This window comes from Chroococcidiopsis sp. SAG 2025, assembly GCF_032860985.1.
Classification (GTDB): Bacteria; Cyanobacteriota; Cyanobacteriia; order Cyanobacteriales; family Chroococcidiopsidaceae; genus Chroococcidiopsis.
In genome coordinates this window covers 218,712-235,232 of record NZ_JAOCNC010000001.1, presented here as the reverse complement: position 1 = coordinate 235,232, position 16,521 = coordinate 218,712, and the positions used below count along the sequence as shown (strand labels likewise).

29 protein-coding genes are annotated in these 16,521 nt (G+C 46.9%); 27 read left to right on the top strand and 2 right to left on the bottom strand.

Annotation, left to right across the window (positions count from 1 at the left end):
- Positions 1-21: 21 nt before the first annotated feature.
- Together ldpA and N4J56_RS01135 are read right to left on the bottom strand one after the other, a co-directional pair.
- Entirely contained in the window at positions 22-1,203 is a 1,182-nt protein-coding gene (ldpA, locus tag N4J56_RS01140) for a circadian clock protein LdpA (protein ID WP_317104757.1), read from the bottom strand.
- A gap of 95 nt (positions 1,204-1,298) precedes the next feature.
- Positions 1,299-1,787, bottom strand: coding sequence for an NAD(P)H-quinone oxidoreductase subunit N (locus N4J56_RS01135; protein WP_317104756.1), 489 nt, complete (start codon positions 1,785-1,787; stop codon positions 1,299-1,301).
- 9 nt (positions 1,788-1,796) lie between these two features.
- Here N4J56_RS01135 and N4J56_RS01130 point away from each other — a divergent pair, with 9 nt between their 5' ends.
- The 27 genes from N4J56_RS01130 (at position 1,797) to N4J56_RS01000 (ending at position 16,512) form a co-directional block, all read left to right on the top strand.
- On the top strand, positions 1,797-2,015 hold the full coding sequence (locus N4J56_RS01130; protein ID WP_317104755.1) for a hypothetical protein: 219 nt from the start codon (positions 1,797-1,799) through the stop codon (positions 2,013-2,015).
- Between the two features lie 556 nt (positions 2,016-2,571).
- Complete coding sequence (gene rplC, locus N4J56_RS01125) at positions 2,572-3,210, top strand: 50S ribosomal protein L3 (protein WP_317104754.1); 639 nt, start codon at positions 2,572-2,574, stop codon at positions 3,208-3,210.
- A 104-nt stretch (positions 3,211-3,314) separates the two neighbouring features.
- The gene (gene rplD, locus N4J56_RS01120) at positions 3,315-3,947 is read left to right on the top strand and encodes a 50S ribosomal protein L4 (protein WP_317104753.1); all 633 of its coding nucleotides are present in this window, start codon (positions 3,315-3,317) and stop codon (positions 3,945-3,947) included.
- A complete protein-coding gene (locus N4J56_RS01115; RefSeq protein ID WP_015152300.1) occupies positions 3,940-4,254 on the top strand; it encodes a 50S ribosomal protein L23 in 315 nt (104 codons plus the stop codon). Before rplD ends, N4J56_RS01115 begins: the two co-directional genes overlap by 8 nt.
- A 93-nt stretch (positions 4,255-4,347) precedes the next feature.
- Positions 4,348-5,211, top strand: coding sequence for a 50S ribosomal protein L2 (gene rplB, locus N4J56_RS01110; protein ID WP_317104752.1), 864 nt, complete (start codon positions 4,348-4,350; stop codon positions 5,209-5,211).
- Positions 5,212-5,326: 115 nt separating this feature from the next.
- The gene (gene rpsS / locus N4J56_RS01105) at positions 5,327-5,605 is read left to right on the top strand and encodes a 30S ribosomal protein S19 (RefSeq protein ID WP_015152298.1); all 279 of its coding nucleotides are present in this window, start codon (positions 5,327-5,329) and stop codon (positions 5,603-5,605) included.
- A 66-nt stretch (positions 5,606-5,671) separates the two neighbouring features.
- Complete coding sequence (gene rplV / locus N4J56_RS01100; protein ID WP_015152297.1) at positions 5,672-6,028, top strand: 50S ribosomal protein L22; 357 nt, start codon at positions 5,672-5,674, stop codon at positions 6,026-6,028.
- Between the two features lie 66 nt (positions 6,029-6,094).
- Positions 6,095-6,841, top strand: coding sequence for a 30S ribosomal protein S3 (gene rpsC / locus N4J56_RS01095; RefSeq protein ID WP_317104751.1), 747 nt, complete (start codon positions 6,095-6,097; stop codon positions 6,839-6,841).
- Positions 6,842-6,903: 62 nt separating this feature from the next.
- Entirely contained in the window at positions 6,904-7,323 is a 420-nt protein-coding gene (gene rplP, locus N4J56_RS01090; RefSeq protein WP_015152295.1) for a 50S ribosomal protein L16, read from the top strand.
- A 3-nt stretch (positions 7,324-7,326) separates the two neighbouring features.
- Positions 7,327-7,560, top strand: coding sequence for a 50S ribosomal protein L29 (rpmC, locus tag N4J56_RS01085; RefSeq protein ID WP_015152294.1), 234 nt, complete (start codon positions 7,327-7,329; stop codon positions 7,558-7,560).
- A 6-nt stretch (positions 7,561-7,566) separates the two neighbouring features.
- Complete coding sequence (rpsQ, locus tag N4J56_RS01080; RefSeq protein WP_015152293.1) at positions 7,567-7,854, top strand: 30S ribosomal protein S17; 288 nt, start codon at positions 7,567-7,569, stop codon at positions 7,852-7,854.
- Positions 7,851-8,219: a 50S ribosomal protein L14 gene (gene rplN / locus N4J56_RS01075; RefSeq protein ID WP_015152292.1), complete on the top strand. Its 369-nt coding sequence runs from the start codon at positions 7,851-7,853 to the stop codon at positions 8,217-8,219. The genes rpsQ and rplN overlap by 4 nt, the downstream gene beginning before the upstream one ends.
- On the top strand, positions 8,219-8,581 hold the full coding sequence (gene rplX / locus N4J56_RS01070; protein WP_317104750.1) for a 50S ribosomal protein L24: 363 nt from the start codon (positions 8,219-8,221) through the stop codon (positions 8,579-8,581). Before rplN ends, rplX begins: the two co-directional genes overlap by 1 nt.
- 98 nt (positions 8,582-8,679) lie before the next feature.
- Complete coding sequence (gene rplE / locus N4J56_RS01065; protein WP_015152290.1) at positions 8,680-9,228, top strand: 50S ribosomal protein L5; 549 nt, start codon at positions 8,680-8,682, stop codon at positions 9,226-9,228.
- 18 nt (positions 9,229-9,246) lie between these two features.
- Entirely contained in the window at positions 9,247-9,651 is a 405-nt protein-coding gene (rpsH, locus tag N4J56_RS01060; protein WP_317104749.1) for a 30S ribosomal protein S8, read from the top strand.
- Positions 9,652-9,735: 84 nt separating this feature from the next.
- On the top strand, positions 9,736-10,275 hold the full coding sequence (gene rplF, locus N4J56_RS01055; RefSeq protein WP_317110552.1) for a 50S ribosomal protein L6: 540 nt from the start codon (positions 9,736-9,738) through the stop codon (positions 10,273-10,275).
- A 2-nt stretch (positions 10,276-10,277) separates the two neighbouring features.
- Entirely contained in the window at positions 10,278-10,637 is a 360-nt protein-coding gene (rplR, locus tag N4J56_RS01050) for a 50S ribosomal protein L18 (RefSeq protein WP_015152287.1), read from the top strand.
- Positions 10,638-10,724: 87 nt separating this feature from the next.
- The gene (rpsE, locus tag N4J56_RS01045; protein WP_015152286.1) at positions 10,725-11,252 is read left to right on the top strand and encodes a 30S ribosomal protein S5; all 528 of its coding nucleotides are present in this window, start codon (positions 10,725-10,727) and stop codon (positions 11,250-11,252) included.
- Between the two features lie 68 nt (positions 11,253-11,320).
- A complete protein-coding gene (gene rplO / locus N4J56_RS01040) occupies positions 11,321-11,767 on the top strand; it encodes a 50S ribosomal protein L15 (RefSeq protein WP_317104748.1) in 447 nt (148 codons plus the stop codon).
- Between the two features lie 62 nt (positions 11,768-11,829).
- A complete protein-coding gene (secY, locus tag N4J56_RS01035) occupies positions 11,830-13,137 on the top strand; it encodes a preprotein translocase subunit SecY (RefSeq protein WP_015152284.1) in 1,308 nt (435 codons plus the stop codon).
- Positions 13,137-13,703: an adenylate kinase gene (locus N4J56_RS01030; RefSeq protein WP_015152283.1), complete on the top strand. Its 567-nt coding sequence runs from the start codon at positions 13,137-13,139 to the stop codon at positions 13,701-13,703. The genes secY and N4J56_RS01030 overlap by 1 nt, the downstream gene beginning before the upstream one ends.
- A gap of 245 nt (positions 13,704-13,948) precedes the next feature.
- Positions 13,949-14,173 (top strand): translation initiation factor IF-1, encoded by a 225-nt coding sequence (gene infA, locus N4J56_RS01025; RefSeq protein ID WP_006196724.1) that lies wholly within the window; start codon positions 13,949-13,951, stop codon positions 14,171-14,173.
- A 110-nt stretch (positions 14,174-14,283) separates the two neighbouring features.
- Positions 14,284-14,397, top strand: coding sequence for a 50S ribosomal protein L36 (rpmJ, locus tag N4J56_RS01020; RefSeq protein ID WP_015152282.1), 114 nt, complete (start codon positions 14,284-14,286; stop codon positions 14,395-14,397).
- 100 nt (positions 14,398-14,497) lie between these two features.
- Positions 14,498-14,878, top strand: a complete 381-nt coding sequence (gene rpsM / locus N4J56_RS01015) for a 30S ribosomal protein S13 (RefSeq protein ID WP_015152281.1) — start codon at positions 14,498-14,500, stop codon at positions 14,876-14,878.
- Between the two features lie 66 nt (positions 14,879-14,944).
- The gene (gene rpsK, locus N4J56_RS01010; protein WP_015152280.1) at positions 14,945-15,337 is read left to right on the top strand and encodes a 30S ribosomal protein S11; all 393 of its coding nucleotides are present in this window, start codon (positions 14,945-14,947) and stop codon (positions 15,335-15,337) included.
- A gap of 20 nt (positions 15,338-15,357) precedes the next feature.
- On the top strand, positions 15,358-15,492 hold the full coding sequence (locus N4J56_RS01005; protein WP_317104747.1) for a hypothetical protein: 135 nt from the start codon (positions 15,358-15,360) through the stop codon (positions 15,490-15,492).
- Positions 15,493-15,564: 72 nt separating this feature from the next.
- Positions 15,565-16,512 carry a DNA-directed RNA polymerase subunit alpha gene (locus tag N4J56_RS01000; RefSeq protein WP_039714880.1) on the top strand — a complete coding sequence of 316 codons (948 nt, stop codon included), beginning with the start codon at positions 15,565-15,567 and terminating at the stop codon, positions 16,510-16,512.
- The last annotated feature ends 9 nt before the right edge of the window (positions 16,513-16,521 follow it).

Sequence of the window (16,521 nt, the reverse complement as noted above, 5' to 3'; positions counted from 1 at the left end):
AGAAGGTTTAGCAATTTTGTTCTATGGCAACTCCATAGACTTCAGTTGAGATACCAGCGAATAGGCAAGTTCTACTGCTTGCCATAGTAATTCCGGTACGTTTTCCAAGCGGGCGATCGCTCTGTCATTGGCTGGATTTACCTCCATTTGTTCTAATTGATGTAAAATCGGCGACAGTAAAACGCGGGCATAACTGCCGTAAGCTATTCCTGAAATGCGGGAGTCGGGAGTCGGAAAGTCGTAAGTCGTAAGTCGTAAGTCGTAACTGTTTTGACTTTTGACTTTTGACTTTTGACTTTTCCTTAACAATCCCATCGCTTCTAACTTGGCAACGGTATAGCTGTTCGTTCCACCTGCAAGTTGAACGTATCCAGGTAAGCCAGCCGCCAAGACTTTTTGACCTAATTTCACGGCGGCTAAGGTCATACCGTCACCAATATCACCGCTCATCGGTCGCCCGTCAGTTTGCCAAATTATCGGACACTTAAGGGGAGAAATTAGACGATGCAGGCTGTGGAGATATTCTATTAACCCATCGCCATCAGGACAGCTAATTGCCACAAGTTTCAAGCGCTCGATCCAGGGAGCTATACTTAACCATAAACGCTTAAATTCTGCTGTTCTACCCACCTGGGTATGAATTTCTACCGCATCAACACCAGTTGCAAGTACGAGCGGCGCGATCGCTCCTGGTGTCGATACATAAGAGCGAGTGTAAATAATTTGCGGCGGACAAACAGGCAAACACCGCCCGCAGCCGTAACAACTTTCCGATATAACTCCGGAAGAGACAACTTTAGAATAATCGTCCCTGGGGGGATGAAACACAATCGCTTGTGCAGGACAAACTCGTTCGCAAGGGCGATCGCATTGTGAAGGACACTCAACCGCATTAAACTCTGCTTTGCGAAAATGTGGGTCTTCGCCATCGTTGAGGCTTACCATCAACCAAGGCAACTTTCCTCGACTGCCAAAGCCACGCTGTCGAGCTTCTTCCATTAACGTACTTGCCACCCCAATCGCGGCTTGCGCTGACGCAATTACAGATGGGTCTGCTGCCACATCAATGCAATCAGCACCAGCCAGAGTATACGCTAAGCTAAGATTTCTTACCGCAGGTAGATGCTGGTAGCTGGCTCCGCAAATCAATTTGAACCAGTGACCTTCCTTTAATGAGCGTAAGGCGTTGTCAATCTCAGTCACACTTCTATGCTAATGTGCAACTGATAAAAAAGAATATGTCCTCAATTAATTTCTATTATTTGTTGCCAATTTTTTCCTTGACTGCGAATGAGTATTTATCCGGCTTGGTAGTTGGGTGCGAGAGTATCTTTCAGTGGTTGCCAGCGAAAATAGCGCTCTCCTCCTCTTTCTAGGACTATTTTTACTCGCGGATCTAGGTTAGGCAAATTGACCAAAAATTCAATTTCTTGATTCGAGAGAATGTGTCCTTCAATAATCCACAGTACTAACCCTTTAGACTTGGGTGGGAGTTGTTCCAAGTTGTAGCCGACTATTGGTGGCAGGTAATACACATATCCCACTGCTGCCCCTTGACCTACACTCTTCTTACCCAGATGTGGCGGACGCACGCCATGAATTCCAGTTAGATAAGCCGATACGTCTCCTAGCCCCCTAGCAGTAATATTCAGAGTTGTATAGCCAGTAGCACGCAAGCGGCGACGATAACGACCTTCAAACCCACCTTCTAGCGGAGCGTAAACGCCTAGCGCCCCGTGCTTTTCTAAGTCGCGAATTAATTTGCTACCAGTAGTAAAGAGTGGCATCGTTAAGTATTGTTGTTTAATTCCATTCTTATCTTAATATTCAGTTGCCAGTTATCAGTAGTAGGGGCGGGTTTAGCAAGCAGATTCACAGTCAGGCGATCGATCTACGCTCAAAACCTGCCCGTACCCAAGTCAGTAGTAGGGGCGGGTTACGAATTGCGAATTGTTCCCCTTGTCTTCTTCCCTCGAAAAAAATCCCATCAACAGTTGTCATTTACGATCGCATAGTTTAAACTGTTAGATCGTGACCAAACAAGGTAGCTAGACAAAACTCATTAATTGTTTTTGACAGCTTGCTGGAGTCCTTCGGGAAGAGGATGAGATCCTCTAAGAGGCAAGCAATTTATTTGTTTCTGAGTGTCTGACTACATTTTTTAGCTCGTGAGTGGCAGTCTGGCGTGTGAGGCAGTTGAATTGCCTTACTAGTGCTTCTTTGGATTCTGAGAACGTGGGTTGACGAAATCTCAGAGAAGCTAAACCTAGAGAACTATTCAGGTTCTTAGGAATGGATACTAAGTAGCTTGCTACTTAAGTCCTACTCAAGCTAGACAGTGCTAGAGCAAATTCTCTCGCCATTGGCAACTGCTTCGCAGTAGAGTGTTTTGCGAGTTACAGCGATGAAGTGGGTTTAAACCAATTAAGCCGATTGCTCGCTACTCCAACCTGAAAACCTTTTGAAGGTAAACGGGCTGGACAGATACTGGCAGCAGAGATAGTAAGAACCGAATCCCACCTTTGCAATCCGGTTCCGATGCAACTGAGTTAAATAGGAGAAACAATTCCCGTGTCCATTGGTATTCTTGGCACTAAACTGGGCATGACCCAGGTGTTTGACGAGACAGGAAAGGCTATTCCCGTTACTGTCGTTCAAGCGGGTCCATGTGTTGTAACCCAGATAAAAACTAAACAAACTGACGGCTACACCGCCATTCAAGTCGGATTTAAAGAAGTAAAACCCAAAGCACTGAGCAAGCCAGAATTGGGTCATTTAGCAAAATCATCTGCTCCTGCTTTACGTCATCTGCACGAGTATCGCCTCGATAATACAAGTGAATACACGCTAGGGCAGCAAATTACAGCAGATATATTTAATTCAGGACAAATTGTCGATGTCAGCGGCAATAGCATCGGTCGCGGTTTTGCTGGTTATCAAAAGCGACATAATTTCGGTCGCGGTCCCATGTCGCACGGTTCCAAAAATCACCGTCTCCCTGGATCTATTGGAGCTGGTACGACTCCTGGTCGCGTCTACCCAGGTAAGCGGATGGCAGGGCGTTTAGGTGGCTCGCAAGTCACGATTCGCAAATTGACTGTCGTGCGGGTAGATGCAGAACGCAATCTATTGCTGATTAAAGGAGCAGTTCCAGGTAAGCCAGGTGCTTTGCTCAACATCGTACCTACGAAGAAATTTGGTAATGGGTAATGGGTAGTAATGGGTAATGGGTAATAGGCAACCTGCAACTACCAATTACCAGCTACCAATGACCAATCCCAAATCCAAAATCAATTGAAAAGGTAAAACCCAAAATGGTTGAGTGCGTAGTCAAAAATTGGCAAGGTGAAGCAGTCGGACAGGCGACGCTTGAATTAAAAGTGGCAAAAGAAACAAGCGCTTCTCATGTCGTTCACCGCGCCTTAGTTAAACAATTAACAAATGCCCGTCAAGGAACTGCCAACACCAAAACCCGTGCGGAAGTTCGAGGTGGCGGTCGCAAACCTTGGAGACAAAAAGGCACGGGACGCGCTCGTGCTGGTTCGATCCGATCGCCCCTCTGGCGTGGTGGTGGTGTCACCTTCGGACCCAAGCCGAGAACGTACAACTTGAAAATGAACCGCAAAGAGGAATTGCTGGCATTGCGCACGGCTTTTGCAAGTAGAGCTGATGATATGGTCGTCGTAGAAGACTTTGCCGAGCAGATCTCGCAACCAAAAACAAAAGAAATGACAGCCGCGATCGCGCGCTGGGGAATAGAACCAGGCACGAAAGTCTTATTAATTGTCGCTGAAGAAACAGAAAACGTTTACTTGTCAGCCCGTAATATTGCCAAGCTGACTTTAATTTCAGCCGATGAATTAAACGTTTATGACATCCTCAACGCTGACAAGATTGTCGCTACATCATCCGCCCTTAATATGATTCAGGAGGTCTACAGTGCTTAAGATCGACCCCCGGCAGTTACCAGATATCGTCCGCCGTCCAATTTTGACTGAAAAAGCCACGCGGTTAATGGAGCAGAACAAATATACATTTGACGTGACTCCTCAAGCTAGCAAACCGCAAATTAAAGCCGCGATCGAAGACTTATTTGAAGTTAAAGTCGTACAAGTCAACACCCTGCTCAAACCTCGAAGAAAAAAGCGGGTAGGTAGGTTTGTTGGCTTTAAACCCCAGTATAAGCGAGCGATCGTTACCGTAGCACCTGGGGATGAAGACAAGATCAGACAAGTTCTCTTCCCAGATGTTTAAGCTGGTCATCCGTTATTCGTCATTCGTTGATTGCCATAAATGACAAATGACTAAGGAAAAATGACTAAGGAAAAATGACTAAGGAAAAAAATTATGGGTACTCGTTCCTATAGACCATACACCCCTAGCACGCGCCAGCGAATTGTTTCTGATTTTGCTGAAATTACCAAAAGCGAACCAGAAAAGTCGCTGATAAAGTACGTTCACAATCCCAAAGGACGGAACAATCGCGGTGTCATCACTTCCCGTTTTCGCGGTGGCGGTCATAAGCGACTCTACCGCATCATCGATTTCAAACGTGACAAGCGCAACATTCCAGCTAAGGTAGCAGCGATCGAATACGATCCCAATCGGAACGCTAGAATTGCCTTGCTTTATTACCAAGATGGAGAAAAGCGTTACATTCTTCAGCCAAACGGCTTGAAAGTAGGAACAGTCGTGACAGCCGGAGTGGATGCGCCTATTGAAGACGGTAATGCATTACCTTTAGCTAACATCCCCCTTGGTACGACAGTCCACAACGTCGAACTAACACCAGGACGCGGTGGACAAATTGTTCGTGCTGCTGGTGCTAGCGCCCAAGTGGTAGCCAAAGAAGGTAATTACGTCACCCTCAAGCTCCCTTCCGGCGAAGTCCGCATGATTCGTCGCGAATGCTACGCCACAATTGGACAAGTTGGTAATACCGACGCGAGAAACCTCAGCGCAGGAAAAGCTGGTCGCACCCGTTGGAAAGGTAAAAAGCCCCACGTTCGGGGTAGCGTTATGAACCCCGTCGATCACCCGCACGGTGGTGGTGAAGGTAGAGCGCCCATTGGTAGATCGGGTCCAGTCACCCCTTGGGGTAAGCCAGCATTAGGTATGAAGACTCGTAAGCGGAAAAAACCAAGTTCTGCTTTAATCGTCCGTCGCCGTCGTAAATCCTCCAAGCGTGGACGTGGCGGTCGCGAAAGCTAAATTTGGGTAATGGGTAATGGGTAATGGGAAGTCAAAAGTCAAAATTTGCCTCTCGCCTTTTGCCTAACTCACCAAATACCAACTACCAGCTACCAATTACCAACCACATAAAACTATGGGTCGTTCTTTAAAAAAAGGTCCTTTCATTGCCGATAGCCTACTCAGCAAAATTGAAAAGCTGAATTCACGAGGCGAAAAACAGGTCATCAAAACTTGGTCGCGAGCATCGACAATTCTGCCACAGATGGTCGGTCACACGATTGCAGTTCACAACGGCAGACAGCACGTTCCCATCTATGTTTCCGAACAAATGGTAGGACATAAATTAGGTGAATTTGCTCCCACCCGCACCTTTCGCGGTCACGCCAAGAGTGACAAAAAAGCAGGTAGGTAGTCATTTGTCATTTGTTTCTAGCTAATGACAAATAACAAATGACGAATGACAAAAATGGAGAAAGTTATGGCTACAAACACAACTAATACACAAGAAATCAAAGCGATCGCCCGTTACATTCGCATGTCTCCTTTTAAAGTGCGGCGCGTCCTCGATCAAATTCGGGGGCGCTCGTATCGGGAAGCATTAATTATTCTAGAGTTCATGCCTTACCGTGCCTGCGAGCCAGTGTTGAAAGTGCTGCGTTCTGCCGTTGCTAATGCCGAACACAACGCTGGATTAGAACCATCCGAGCTAAAAATTACTCAAGCCTATGCCGATCAAGGACCAGTGCTAAAGCGCTTCCGTCCGAGAGCGCAAGGGCGAGCGTATCAGATTCGCAAGCCGACCTGTCACATCACGATCGCCGTAGCAGCTCAATAAGGAGGGAGTAGCGAACAATTAACATCGTTCCTACTTATACTCCCTACCCACTACTCACTACTCAACATGGGACAAAAAATTCATCCAGTCGGTTTTCGCCTCGGCGTTACCAAAGAACACCACTCTCGTTGGTTTGCCGAGCCACAGCGATATCCTGAAATTCTCCAAGAAGACTATAAACTACGGCAATACATCGAGCAGAAGCTAGGTCGTTATGCTGCCAATAATGCTGGAATTGCTGAAGTTCGGATCGAGCGTAAAGCAGATCAAATCGAGCTAGAGTTACGCACTGCTCGCCCTGGTGTAGTCGTCGGTCGTGGTGGAGCTGGCATTGAAGCCTTGCGTAACGGACTTCAAGAACTTCTGGGCAGCCAACGCCAAATTCGGATTAACGTTGTCGAAGTCGCCCAAGTTGATGCCGATGCTTTTCTAATTGCCGAGTACATTGCGCAACAGTTAGAGCGTCGCGTTTCCTTCCGCCGCGTAGTACGCCAAGCGATTCAACGCGCTCAAAGAGCGGGCATTCAAGGGATTAGAGTTCAAGTTGGCGGTCGGCTCAACGGCGCAGAAATTGCTCGTACCGAATGGACGCGCGAAGGCAGAGTGCCATTACACACCTTACGGGCAGATATAGACTACGCCTACTGTACCGCAAAAACCATTTACGGCATTTTAGGAATCAAGGTTTGGGCGTTTAAGGGAGAAATTATCCCTGGACAAGAACCACAGCCTGCCCCTGGAACCAATCAACCCCGCCGCCGTCAACAGCAGCGCCGACGGCAGCAGTTTGAAGACCGTTCTAACGAAGGTTAAGTGTCATTCGTCATCAAATGACAAATGACAAATGACAAACGACAAATGACGAATGACAAACCATGCTAAGCCCTAGAAGAACAAAATTCCGCAAACAACAACGCGGACGAATGAAAGGACTTGCCACCAGAGGTAGCAACATCAACTTTGGTGAATTTGCCCTACAGGCTCAAGAACCAGCTTGGATTACCTCTCGGCAAATTGAGGCAAGCCGTCGTGCCATGACTCGCTATATCCGTCGTGGTGGGAAGATTTGGATTCGGATTTTCCCCGATAAACCAGTTACCATGCGTCCGGCTGAAACCCGTATGGGTTCGGGTAAAGGTTCGCCTGAGTTTTGGGTAGCTGTAGTTAAGCCAGGACGAATTTTGTTTGAAATCGCTGGCGTACCAGAAGCAACTGCTCGCGAAGCAATGCGGTTGGCTTCTCACAAACTACCAATTCAAACAAAGTTCATTATGCGCGAGGAGGAGCAAGTATAAGTCATGCCCCTACCTAAGATTTCAGAAGCTAGAGAATTAACCGACGAACAGTTAGCAACAGAAATTATTGCTATTAAAAAGCAATTGTTTAGCCTGCGCTTGCAAAAAGCAACTCGCCAGTTAGAAAAGCCGCACCAAATCAAGCACGCCAAACATCGGTTAGGGCAATTGCTAACAGTGGAACGCGAACGCCAACTGGCAAACACGAATGAAGCTGAACCCGCAACAGAAGAGTAAGTAACGATGGCAGTCAAAGAAAGAATTGGCTTAGTCGTGAGCGACAAAATGCAAAAGACTGTGGTAGTTGCGGTAGAAAACCGCTCTCCTCACCCCAAGTACGCCAAAATTGTCGTGCGTACTCGGCGCTACAAAGCTCACGACGAAGAGAATAAATGTAAAGAGGGCGATCGCGTCCGCATTCGCGAAACTAGACCTCTCAGCCGTACGAAACGCTGGGAAGTGATAGAGATTCTCGATAGTCCCACCACCGCGATCGCTGCTGTAACTACCACAACGGGAGAACAACAGTGATTCAACCCCAAACCTATCTCAACGTCGCGGACAATAGTGGGGCGCGAAAATTAATGTGTATCCGCGTCCTCGGTGCTGGTAATCGTCGTTACGGAAATGTCGGCGACGTAATTATCGCCGTCGTTAAAGATGCCATTCCCAATATGGGAGTCAAAAAATCAGATGTTGTACGAGCGGTGATCGTTCGTACCCGCAAAGGTTTGCGACGTGATAGCGGCATGAGCATTCGTTTTGATGACAATGCTGCCGTGATTATCAACCAAGATGGCAACCCCAGAGGAACGCGGGTATTTGGACCTGTAGCCAGAGAGCTGCGGGATAAAAACTATACCAAAATCGTTTCTTTAGCGCCGGAGGTGCTGTAATGGCAAAGAGAAAAGGAGCAAAAGAAAATAAACCAGTTCGCCACAAAATGCACGTCAAAACTGGCGATACGGTACAGGTAATTTCTGGAGCAGATAAAGGTAAAGTCGGCGAAATTGTCCGATCGCTTCCAGAAAAAAGCCAAGTGATTATCAAAGGCGTAAATGTTAAAACCAAGCACGTCAAGCCAAAAGAAGAAGGGGAATCGGGTCGGATCGTTACCTTAGAATTTCCTATCCACAGTTCCAATGTCATGCACTATTCCCCTAAGCAAAACGTTGCTAGCCGAATTTGCTATACCTTCAACCAAGAAGGCAAAAAAGTGCGAATGTTGAAAAAAACAGGCGAAATCATCGACAAATAATTGGTCATGGGTCATTAGTCACTAGTCATTAGTGATGAGTGATTGACAAATGACAAATATAATTCCCTGACCAAGACCAGGGTAAACAAGGAAAGACTATGGCATCGTCAAAACTCAAAAGCATATACCAAGAGAAAATTGTGCCGCAATTGGTGGAACAATTTCAATACAAAAACGTCCATCAAGTCCCCAAGCTAGTGAAAATCACCATAAACCGAGGTTTAGGTGAAGCAGCACAAAATGCTAAAGCAATGGAATCGTCTTTGACTGAGCTGGCAACGATCGCAGGTCAAAAACCCGTAGTCACGCGAGCCAAAAAAGCGATCGCGGGCTTTAAAATTCGTCAGGGGATGCCAGTAGGCATTATGGTAACTCTGCGGGGCGATCGCATGTACGCTTTCCTCGATCGCTTTGTCAACCTTGCCTTACCTCGGATTCGTGACTTTCGCGGCATCAGCCCCAAAAGCTTCGACGGACGCGGTAACTACACCCTTGGCGTAAGAGAACAGCTAATTTTCCCCGAAGTCGAATACGACAGTATCGACCAAATTCGCGGCATGGATATTTCCATCATTACTACTGCCAATACTGACGAGGAAGGTCGTGCCTTACTCAAAGCATTTGGTATGCCCTTCCGAGATCAATAAATTCTACAAGAGGAAACGATGGCGGCTAACGACACAATTGCTGATATGCTGACGCGCATCCGCAATGCTAATATGGCGCGGCATCAGACAACAAAAATCCCTTCTACCAAAATGACTCGCAACCTTGCCAGAGTCTTACAAGAAGAAGGTTTTATCGCCCAGTTTGAAGAAGAAGCGCAAGAAGGGGTAAAACGTAATCTGGTAGTTACCCTCAAGTACAAGGGTAAAAATCGCCAGCCGATCGTCACTGCGCTTAAAAGAGTTAGCAGACCAGGACTGCGAGTTTACTCCAATCGAAAAGAATTACCGCGAGTATTAGGTGGTATTGGCATTGCTATCATCTCCACCTCGCACGGCATCATGACCGATCGCGAAGCCCGCCGTCAAGGTCTAGGTGGCGAAGTCCTCTGCTACGTCTGGTAAATTCGTCACTTGTCATTTGTTATCTGTCATTTCTATTCACCAATGACCAATGACCAATGACCAATGGCAAACAAGGAGTTAATCATGTCTCGAATCGGCAAACGTCCCATTAACATCCCCAGCAAAGTTACCGTCACCATTAACGGCTCCCACGTCGCCGTCAAAGGTCCTAAAGGGGAACTCGCTCGCGTCCTTCCCAGTGCCGTTACAGTGGAACAGGAAGGAGACACAATTTTAGTCAAACGGCACGATGAATCTCGCCTCTCCCGACAACTCCACGGTTTATCCCGCACCCTAGTGGCAAATATGGTGGATGGAGTTTCGCAAGGATTCCAAAAGCGGTTGGAAATTCAAGGGGTAGGCTACCGAGCGCAAGTTCAAGGACGCAACTTAGTCCTTAGTCTTGGCTACAGCCATCCCGTGCAAATCGAGCCACCCGAAGGCATCCAACTCGCAGTAGAAAACAACACGAATGTCATTGTCAGTGGCTTTGACAAAGAATTAGTTGGCAACGTCGCCGCTCAAATTCGCGACAAGCGCCCGCCCGAACCCTACAAGGGTAAAGGCGTTCGCTACGCCGGAGAAGCCGTCAGACGTAAAGCTGGTAAGGCAGGTAAGAAGTAATTATGAAGCTCAGTCGTCAAGAATCCAGGGAAAAACGGCATCGTCGGATCAGAAAAGTTGTCGTAGGCAGTACGGAACGCCCGCGCCTAGCAGTGTTTCGCTCTCACCAGCATATCTACGCTCAAGTCATAGACGATTCCCAACATCATACTTTGGTAGCCGCTTCTACTTTAGACCCAGATTTAAAATCCCTCGAATCTAAAGGAACGTGCGAAGCATCAGTGGAAGTCGGTAAATTAATTGCCCAACGCGCTAAAGCTAAAGGCATATCACAAGTTGTCTTTGACCGAGGCGGAAACCTCTACCACGGTCGAGTCAAAGCACTAGCTGACGCAGCACGGGAAGCAGGGTTAGATTTTTAATTTGTTAATAGTTAATAGTTAATAGTTGATGGCAATTAACAATGAACGATTAACAATTAGCAATTAACATTTTTAGAGGCACTCAATATGGCAACAGGTCGTCGCAAAGCTAATCGAACTAAAGAAAAAGAAACGACTTTTCAAGAGCGGGTGATTCAAATCCGGCGGGTGAGTAAGGTCGTCAAGGGAGGAAAAAAACTCAGCTTCCGTGCCATTGTCGCTGTCGGTAACGAGCGCGGTCAAGTTGGGATCGGAGTAGGTAAAGCTGGAGATGTGATCGGCGCTGTGAAAAAAGGCGTAGCAGATGGCAAAAAACATCTCATTGATGTCCCATTAACCAAATCTAACTCCATTCCCCATCCAACTAATGGCACTGGTGGCGGAGCAAAAGTCTTAATGCGTCCAGCCGCACCTGGAACGGGTGTAATTGCGGGGGGTGCAGTCAGAACCGTACTGGAATTAGCAGGAGTGCGGAATATTCTAGCCAAACAGCTAGGTTCCAACAACCCCCTGAATAATGCTAGAGCTGCCGTTAATGCCCTTGCGACACTCCGCACTTTTGCTGAAGTCGCAGAAGAACGCGGCATTCCAGTAGAAAAGCTCTATATCGTCTAATCGTCATGCGTCAAACAAATGACCAATGACTAATAACCAATGACCAATGACAAACTAACAAAAAAGTTATGAGACTAACTGACGTTAGACCCCAAAAAGGCTCAAAAAAACGCGCTCGTCGTCTCGGTCGAGGAGTTTCTGCCGGACAGGGCGCGAGTGCTGGCAAAGGGATGCGCGGACAAAAAGCCCGTTCTGGTGGTGGCACTAGACCAGGATTTGAAGGCGGTCAGCAGCCCTTGTATCGCCGTCTACCTAAGTTGAAAGGCTTTCCAATTATTAATCGTAAAGAATACATTACGATTAATGTAAGCAAGCTGTCTTCACTTCCTGCTGATACGGAAGTTACTCTGTCCTCGTTAAAAGAGGCGGGAATAATTAAAGTTGCTAAAGGTTCGCTCAAAATTTTGGGAGATGGGGAATTAAACGTTGCTCTCAAGGTACAAGCGGCAGCTTTTACAGCATCAGCTAAAAGCAAGATAGAAGCAGCTGGCGGGAGTTGTGAAGTCGTTAAGTAGCCAAAGTTTTTCACTGAAGTTATTTAACGCAAATGCCTATGGCAGTAGAAAGGTAGCCGTTTATGATTAGTCGAGATAAAGCCCCAACAGCTCAAGAAACTTTCATGCAAATGGCACAGGCAGCCGGACTGAGAGGACGGTTGCTCGTGACTATTGGCATGTTAATTTTGGCTCGCTTAGGTGTATTTTTACCCGTACCAGGAATCAATCGCGAACAGTTCGCTCAAAGCGTACAAAATAATAGTGCTGTCATCGGTTTTTTAGACATCTTTTCCGGCGGCGGACTTTCAACTTTGGGGGTTTTCGCCTTAGGAATATTGCCTTACATTAATGCCTCAATCATAATCCAATTACTGACAGCTGCGATTCCAGCTTTAGAGAATTTACAGAAAAATGAGGGTGAGGCAGGTAGACGACAAATTTCTCAAGTCACCCGCTACGTCGCTTTAGGCTGGGCAATTCTGCAAAGTACGTTTATTGCAGCAATTTGGATCAGACCGTTTGCCCTTAACCCAGGACCAGTATTCGTGATTGAAACCGCGATCGCACTCACAGCTGGTTCGATGTTTGTCATGTGGGCATCGGAACTGATCACGGAGCGCGGTGTCGGTAATGGGGCATCGCTGTTGATTTTTGTCAACATCGTTGCTTCTCTACCTAAATCCTTAGGCGATACCATTACTCTGGCACAAACTGGAGGCAGGGAAACCATCGGACGAGTCATCGTTCTGTTGCTGGTATTTTTAGTCATGATTGTCGGAATTGTCTTCGTCCAAGAAGGCACGCGCCGCATTCCGATTATTTCAGCTCGTCGTCAAGTAGGACGCAAGCTTTATCTAGAGCGGAGTAGCTATCTACCTTTGCGGTTGAATCAAGGCGGTGTAATGCCAATTATTTTTGCTTCTGCCGTCCTAATTCTGCCAGCTTCACTCGCTAGGTTTACCCAAAATGAATATGTGATTAACATCTCCAATGCGATCAGTCCTGGCGGTTCTACACCTTGGCTCTACGCCCTAGTGTACTTCGTAATGATTGTTTTCTTCAGTTATTTCTACTCCACGTTGATTGTGAATCCGGTTGACTTGGCACAGAACTTGAAGAAGATGGGTTCTAGTATTCCAGGCATTAGACCAGGTAAAGCAACGAGCGAATACGTCGAACGGGTGCTCAATCGACTGACATTTTTGGGAGCTGTTTTTCTCGGCGCAGTGGCAATTATTCCTACAGCTGTGGAAAGTGCTACCAGAGTCCCGACCTTTCAAGGATTAGGAGCAACTTCGCTGTTGATTCTGGTTGGTGTGGCCATTGACACGGCAAAACAGATTCAAACCTATGTGATTTCCCAGCGTTATGAAGGAATGGTGAAGTAGTGCCGCGATTGATTTTTTTGGGACCGCCAGGAGCAGGTAAAGGCACGCAAGCAAAACACCTTGCCAATTCCTGGCAGATCCCCCATATCTCGACTGGTGATATTTTGCGCCAAGCTATGCGCGATCGCACGCCTTTAGGAATTCAAGCTCAAGGCTACGCCGACCGAGGCGAACTCGTCCCCGACCAACTAGTAAACGATCTCGTTGCCGAACGCCTTCAGCAATCAGACGCGCAAGCGGGATGGATTCTAGATGGGTTTCCCCGCAAGCTCAGCCAAGCAGTATTTTTAGACGAACTGCTGCAAAAGCTTAACCAAGGTTCTACGCGAGTGGTGAATCTAGAAGTACCAGAAGCGATCGTTGTAGATCGGTTGCTGAAACGGGCAGAAAAAGAAGGACGAGCTGACGACACTGAAGAAGTGATTCGCCGTCGCTTGGAAGTCTATCACCAAGAAACTTCGCCCTTAATTGATTTCTACCGCAATCGCCAACAACTCGTTTCAGTAGATGGCGATCGCTCGATGGAAGAAGTGATGGCTCACCTGCAAACAGCAGTTCATAGCTAACTATTGGGGATGTTATGGGATGTGGGTAATTGGTAGTTGGGAAGAAGTTGGTGCGCGGTGCGCTCTTGTGTTACAGCGAGCGGTGAAGCGCCTTCTGCTCCTGAAGCCCCTCTGCTTCCTCAGCTCTCTTCTTCCCGACTCCCGACTCCCGATTTTCGATAAGATATATTAACAGTGGAAAAATATGTCCAAAAGTGCTAGAGCTAATTCCACAGAAAAATCAGTAGAGTTGAGGAATCAACAAGTTGTCTAAACAAGATTTAATTGAAATGGAAGGCACGGTGACAGAATCGCTGCCTAACGCTATGTTTCGCGTCGATCTGGACAACGGCTTTAACGTACTCGCCCACATCTCCGGCAAAATTCGCCGTAACTATATCAAGATTCTACCTGGCGATCGCGTGAAAGTCGAACTCACGCCATACGATTTGTCTAAAGGTAGAATTACCTACAGACTGCGCAAAAAATAATTGAAGTTAATTTTTAGCAACATCCAAGTCCGAAAACTCAGTATGAGTGCTAAATTCTTGCAGAAAATCCAATCGTAGTATTATAATATAGAGTTTGTAATGTAAAAGTCATGAAAGTTAGAGCTTCTGTAAAAAGAATTTGTGAAAAGTGTAACGTTATCCGCCGCAAAGGTAGGGTAATGGTTATTTGTTCTAACCCGAAACACAAGCAACGTCAAGGCTAACTATCAAATGATTGGCGGCGATCGTCGACATCTGGTGTTTCAGTTAACACCATGAAAGAGTGAATATTGTTGCAGCAAAGCAAGATTAGGGAGAAACAGCGTGGCACGGATATCTGGTGTAGACCTTCCGCGAGATAAGCGGATTGAGATCGGTCTGACCTATATTTATGGGATTGGCTTAACGAGATCGAAAGAAATTTTGGCGACTACAGGTGTCAACCCAGATACCCGCGTTAAAGATCTCGGCGATGCCGATGTAGCAGCTCTGAGAAACGAGATAGAAGCAAACTATCAAGTTGAAGGAGATTTAAGGCGTTTGGAGACGATGAACATCAAGCGCCTAATCGATATTGGTACGTATCGGGGTCGTCGTCATCGGATGGGATTACCCGTCAGAGGACAACGTACTCGTACCAATGCTCGTACCCGTCGAGGCAGACGACAAACGGTAGCAGGAAAGAAAAAGGCTCCAGGGAAATAAATAACTTCCTAGCTATATAGAGCATTTTTGAATTGAGTAGAGCAAAATTAAACCGATCGTAACCCTATGGCGCGACCAACTAAGAAAAGCGGTACGAAAAAGCAAAAACGCAACGTACCAAATGGCATGGCATACATCCAATCCACATTCAACAACAGCATAGTCACCATTACAGATCAAAATGGCGATGCGATTTCGTGGGCATCGGCTGGTTCTAGCGGCTTTAAAGGAGCGAAGAAAGGCACTCCTTTTGCCGCGCAAACTGCTGCTGAAAGTGCTGCACGGCGCGCAGTTGACCAAGGTATGCGTCAGATCGAAGTCATGGTCAGTGGACCTGGAGCAGGCAGAGAAACAGCAATTAGAGCGCTGCAAGGGGCGGGATTAGAAATTACTCTAATTCGGGACATCACGCCTATTCCACATAATGGCTGTCGTCCGCCCAAACGCCGCCGAGTATAAACTCAAATGTCCAAAAAGATGTGGGAATTTCTGCAACCTGCGCGTTCGTCCAGTGGGCGATCGCGTTATCTTGTCCCAGAAGTCAGCTAGAAACTGAAACGGCGGAACAGATAAATCAAGTCAGAAATTCAGGTAAAAAAATTCAGGCTAAGTAATCCAAGCAAGAAAATTCAGGCAAGCGGTTGCTATGCCAATTTATAGGAGCTAACAATAGGGGAGGTTACTCCGTGGCGCAATTTCAAATCGAATGTGTTGAGTCTATTACGCAGGAGAATCGGAGTCAATATAGTAAGTTCGTCTTGGAACCTCTCGATCGCGGTCAAGGAACGACAGTAGGTAACGCCTTAAGGCGAATTTTACTCTCTAATCTAGAAGGTACAGCAGTCACAGCCGTCCGAATTGCAGGCGTAAGCCATGAATTTGCTACAATTCCTGGCGTGCGCGAGGACGTAATGGAAATTCTGATGCAGATGAAAGAAATCGTCCTCAGAAGCCACTCCTCGCAAGCTGTAACTGGTCGATTGCTCGTCCACGGCGCTACTACAGTTACTGCGGCTCATTTCGATCTACCAGCAGAAGTAGAAATTATCGACCCCAATCAGTACGTAGCTACCCTAGCAGACGGGGCGAAATTAGAAATGGAATTTCGGGTCGAACGAGGAAAGGGCTATCGCACGGTCGAACGAGGGCGCGACGAAGCTACGTCTATCGATTACCTGCAAATTGACTCGATCTTTATGCCAGTTCGTAAGGTTAACTACAGCGTTGAAGATGCCCGGGTAGACGGCTCGCTGCAAAAAGATCGGTTGATTATGGAAATTTGGACAAACGGTAGCCTAACACCGCAAGAAGCCCTTTCTTCTGCCGCAAATATTCTCGTTGACCTGTTCACACCCTTAAAAGACATCTCGCTGGCGGCGATGAAAGACGAAATTCCCGCCGACGAAGACCCAACTAGTCAGATTCCAATTGAAGAACTGCAACTTTCCGTCAGGGCTTACAACTGTCTCAAACGAGCGCAGGTGAATTCAGTAGCTGACTTACTAGACTATACCCAAGAAGATCTATTAGAAATTAAGAACTTCGGTCAGAAGTCAGCAGAGGAAGTGATCGAAGCGTTGCAGAAGCGTCTAGGCATTACTTTGCCGCACGAAAAATCTTCTAAACCTACCTGAAATACTCTT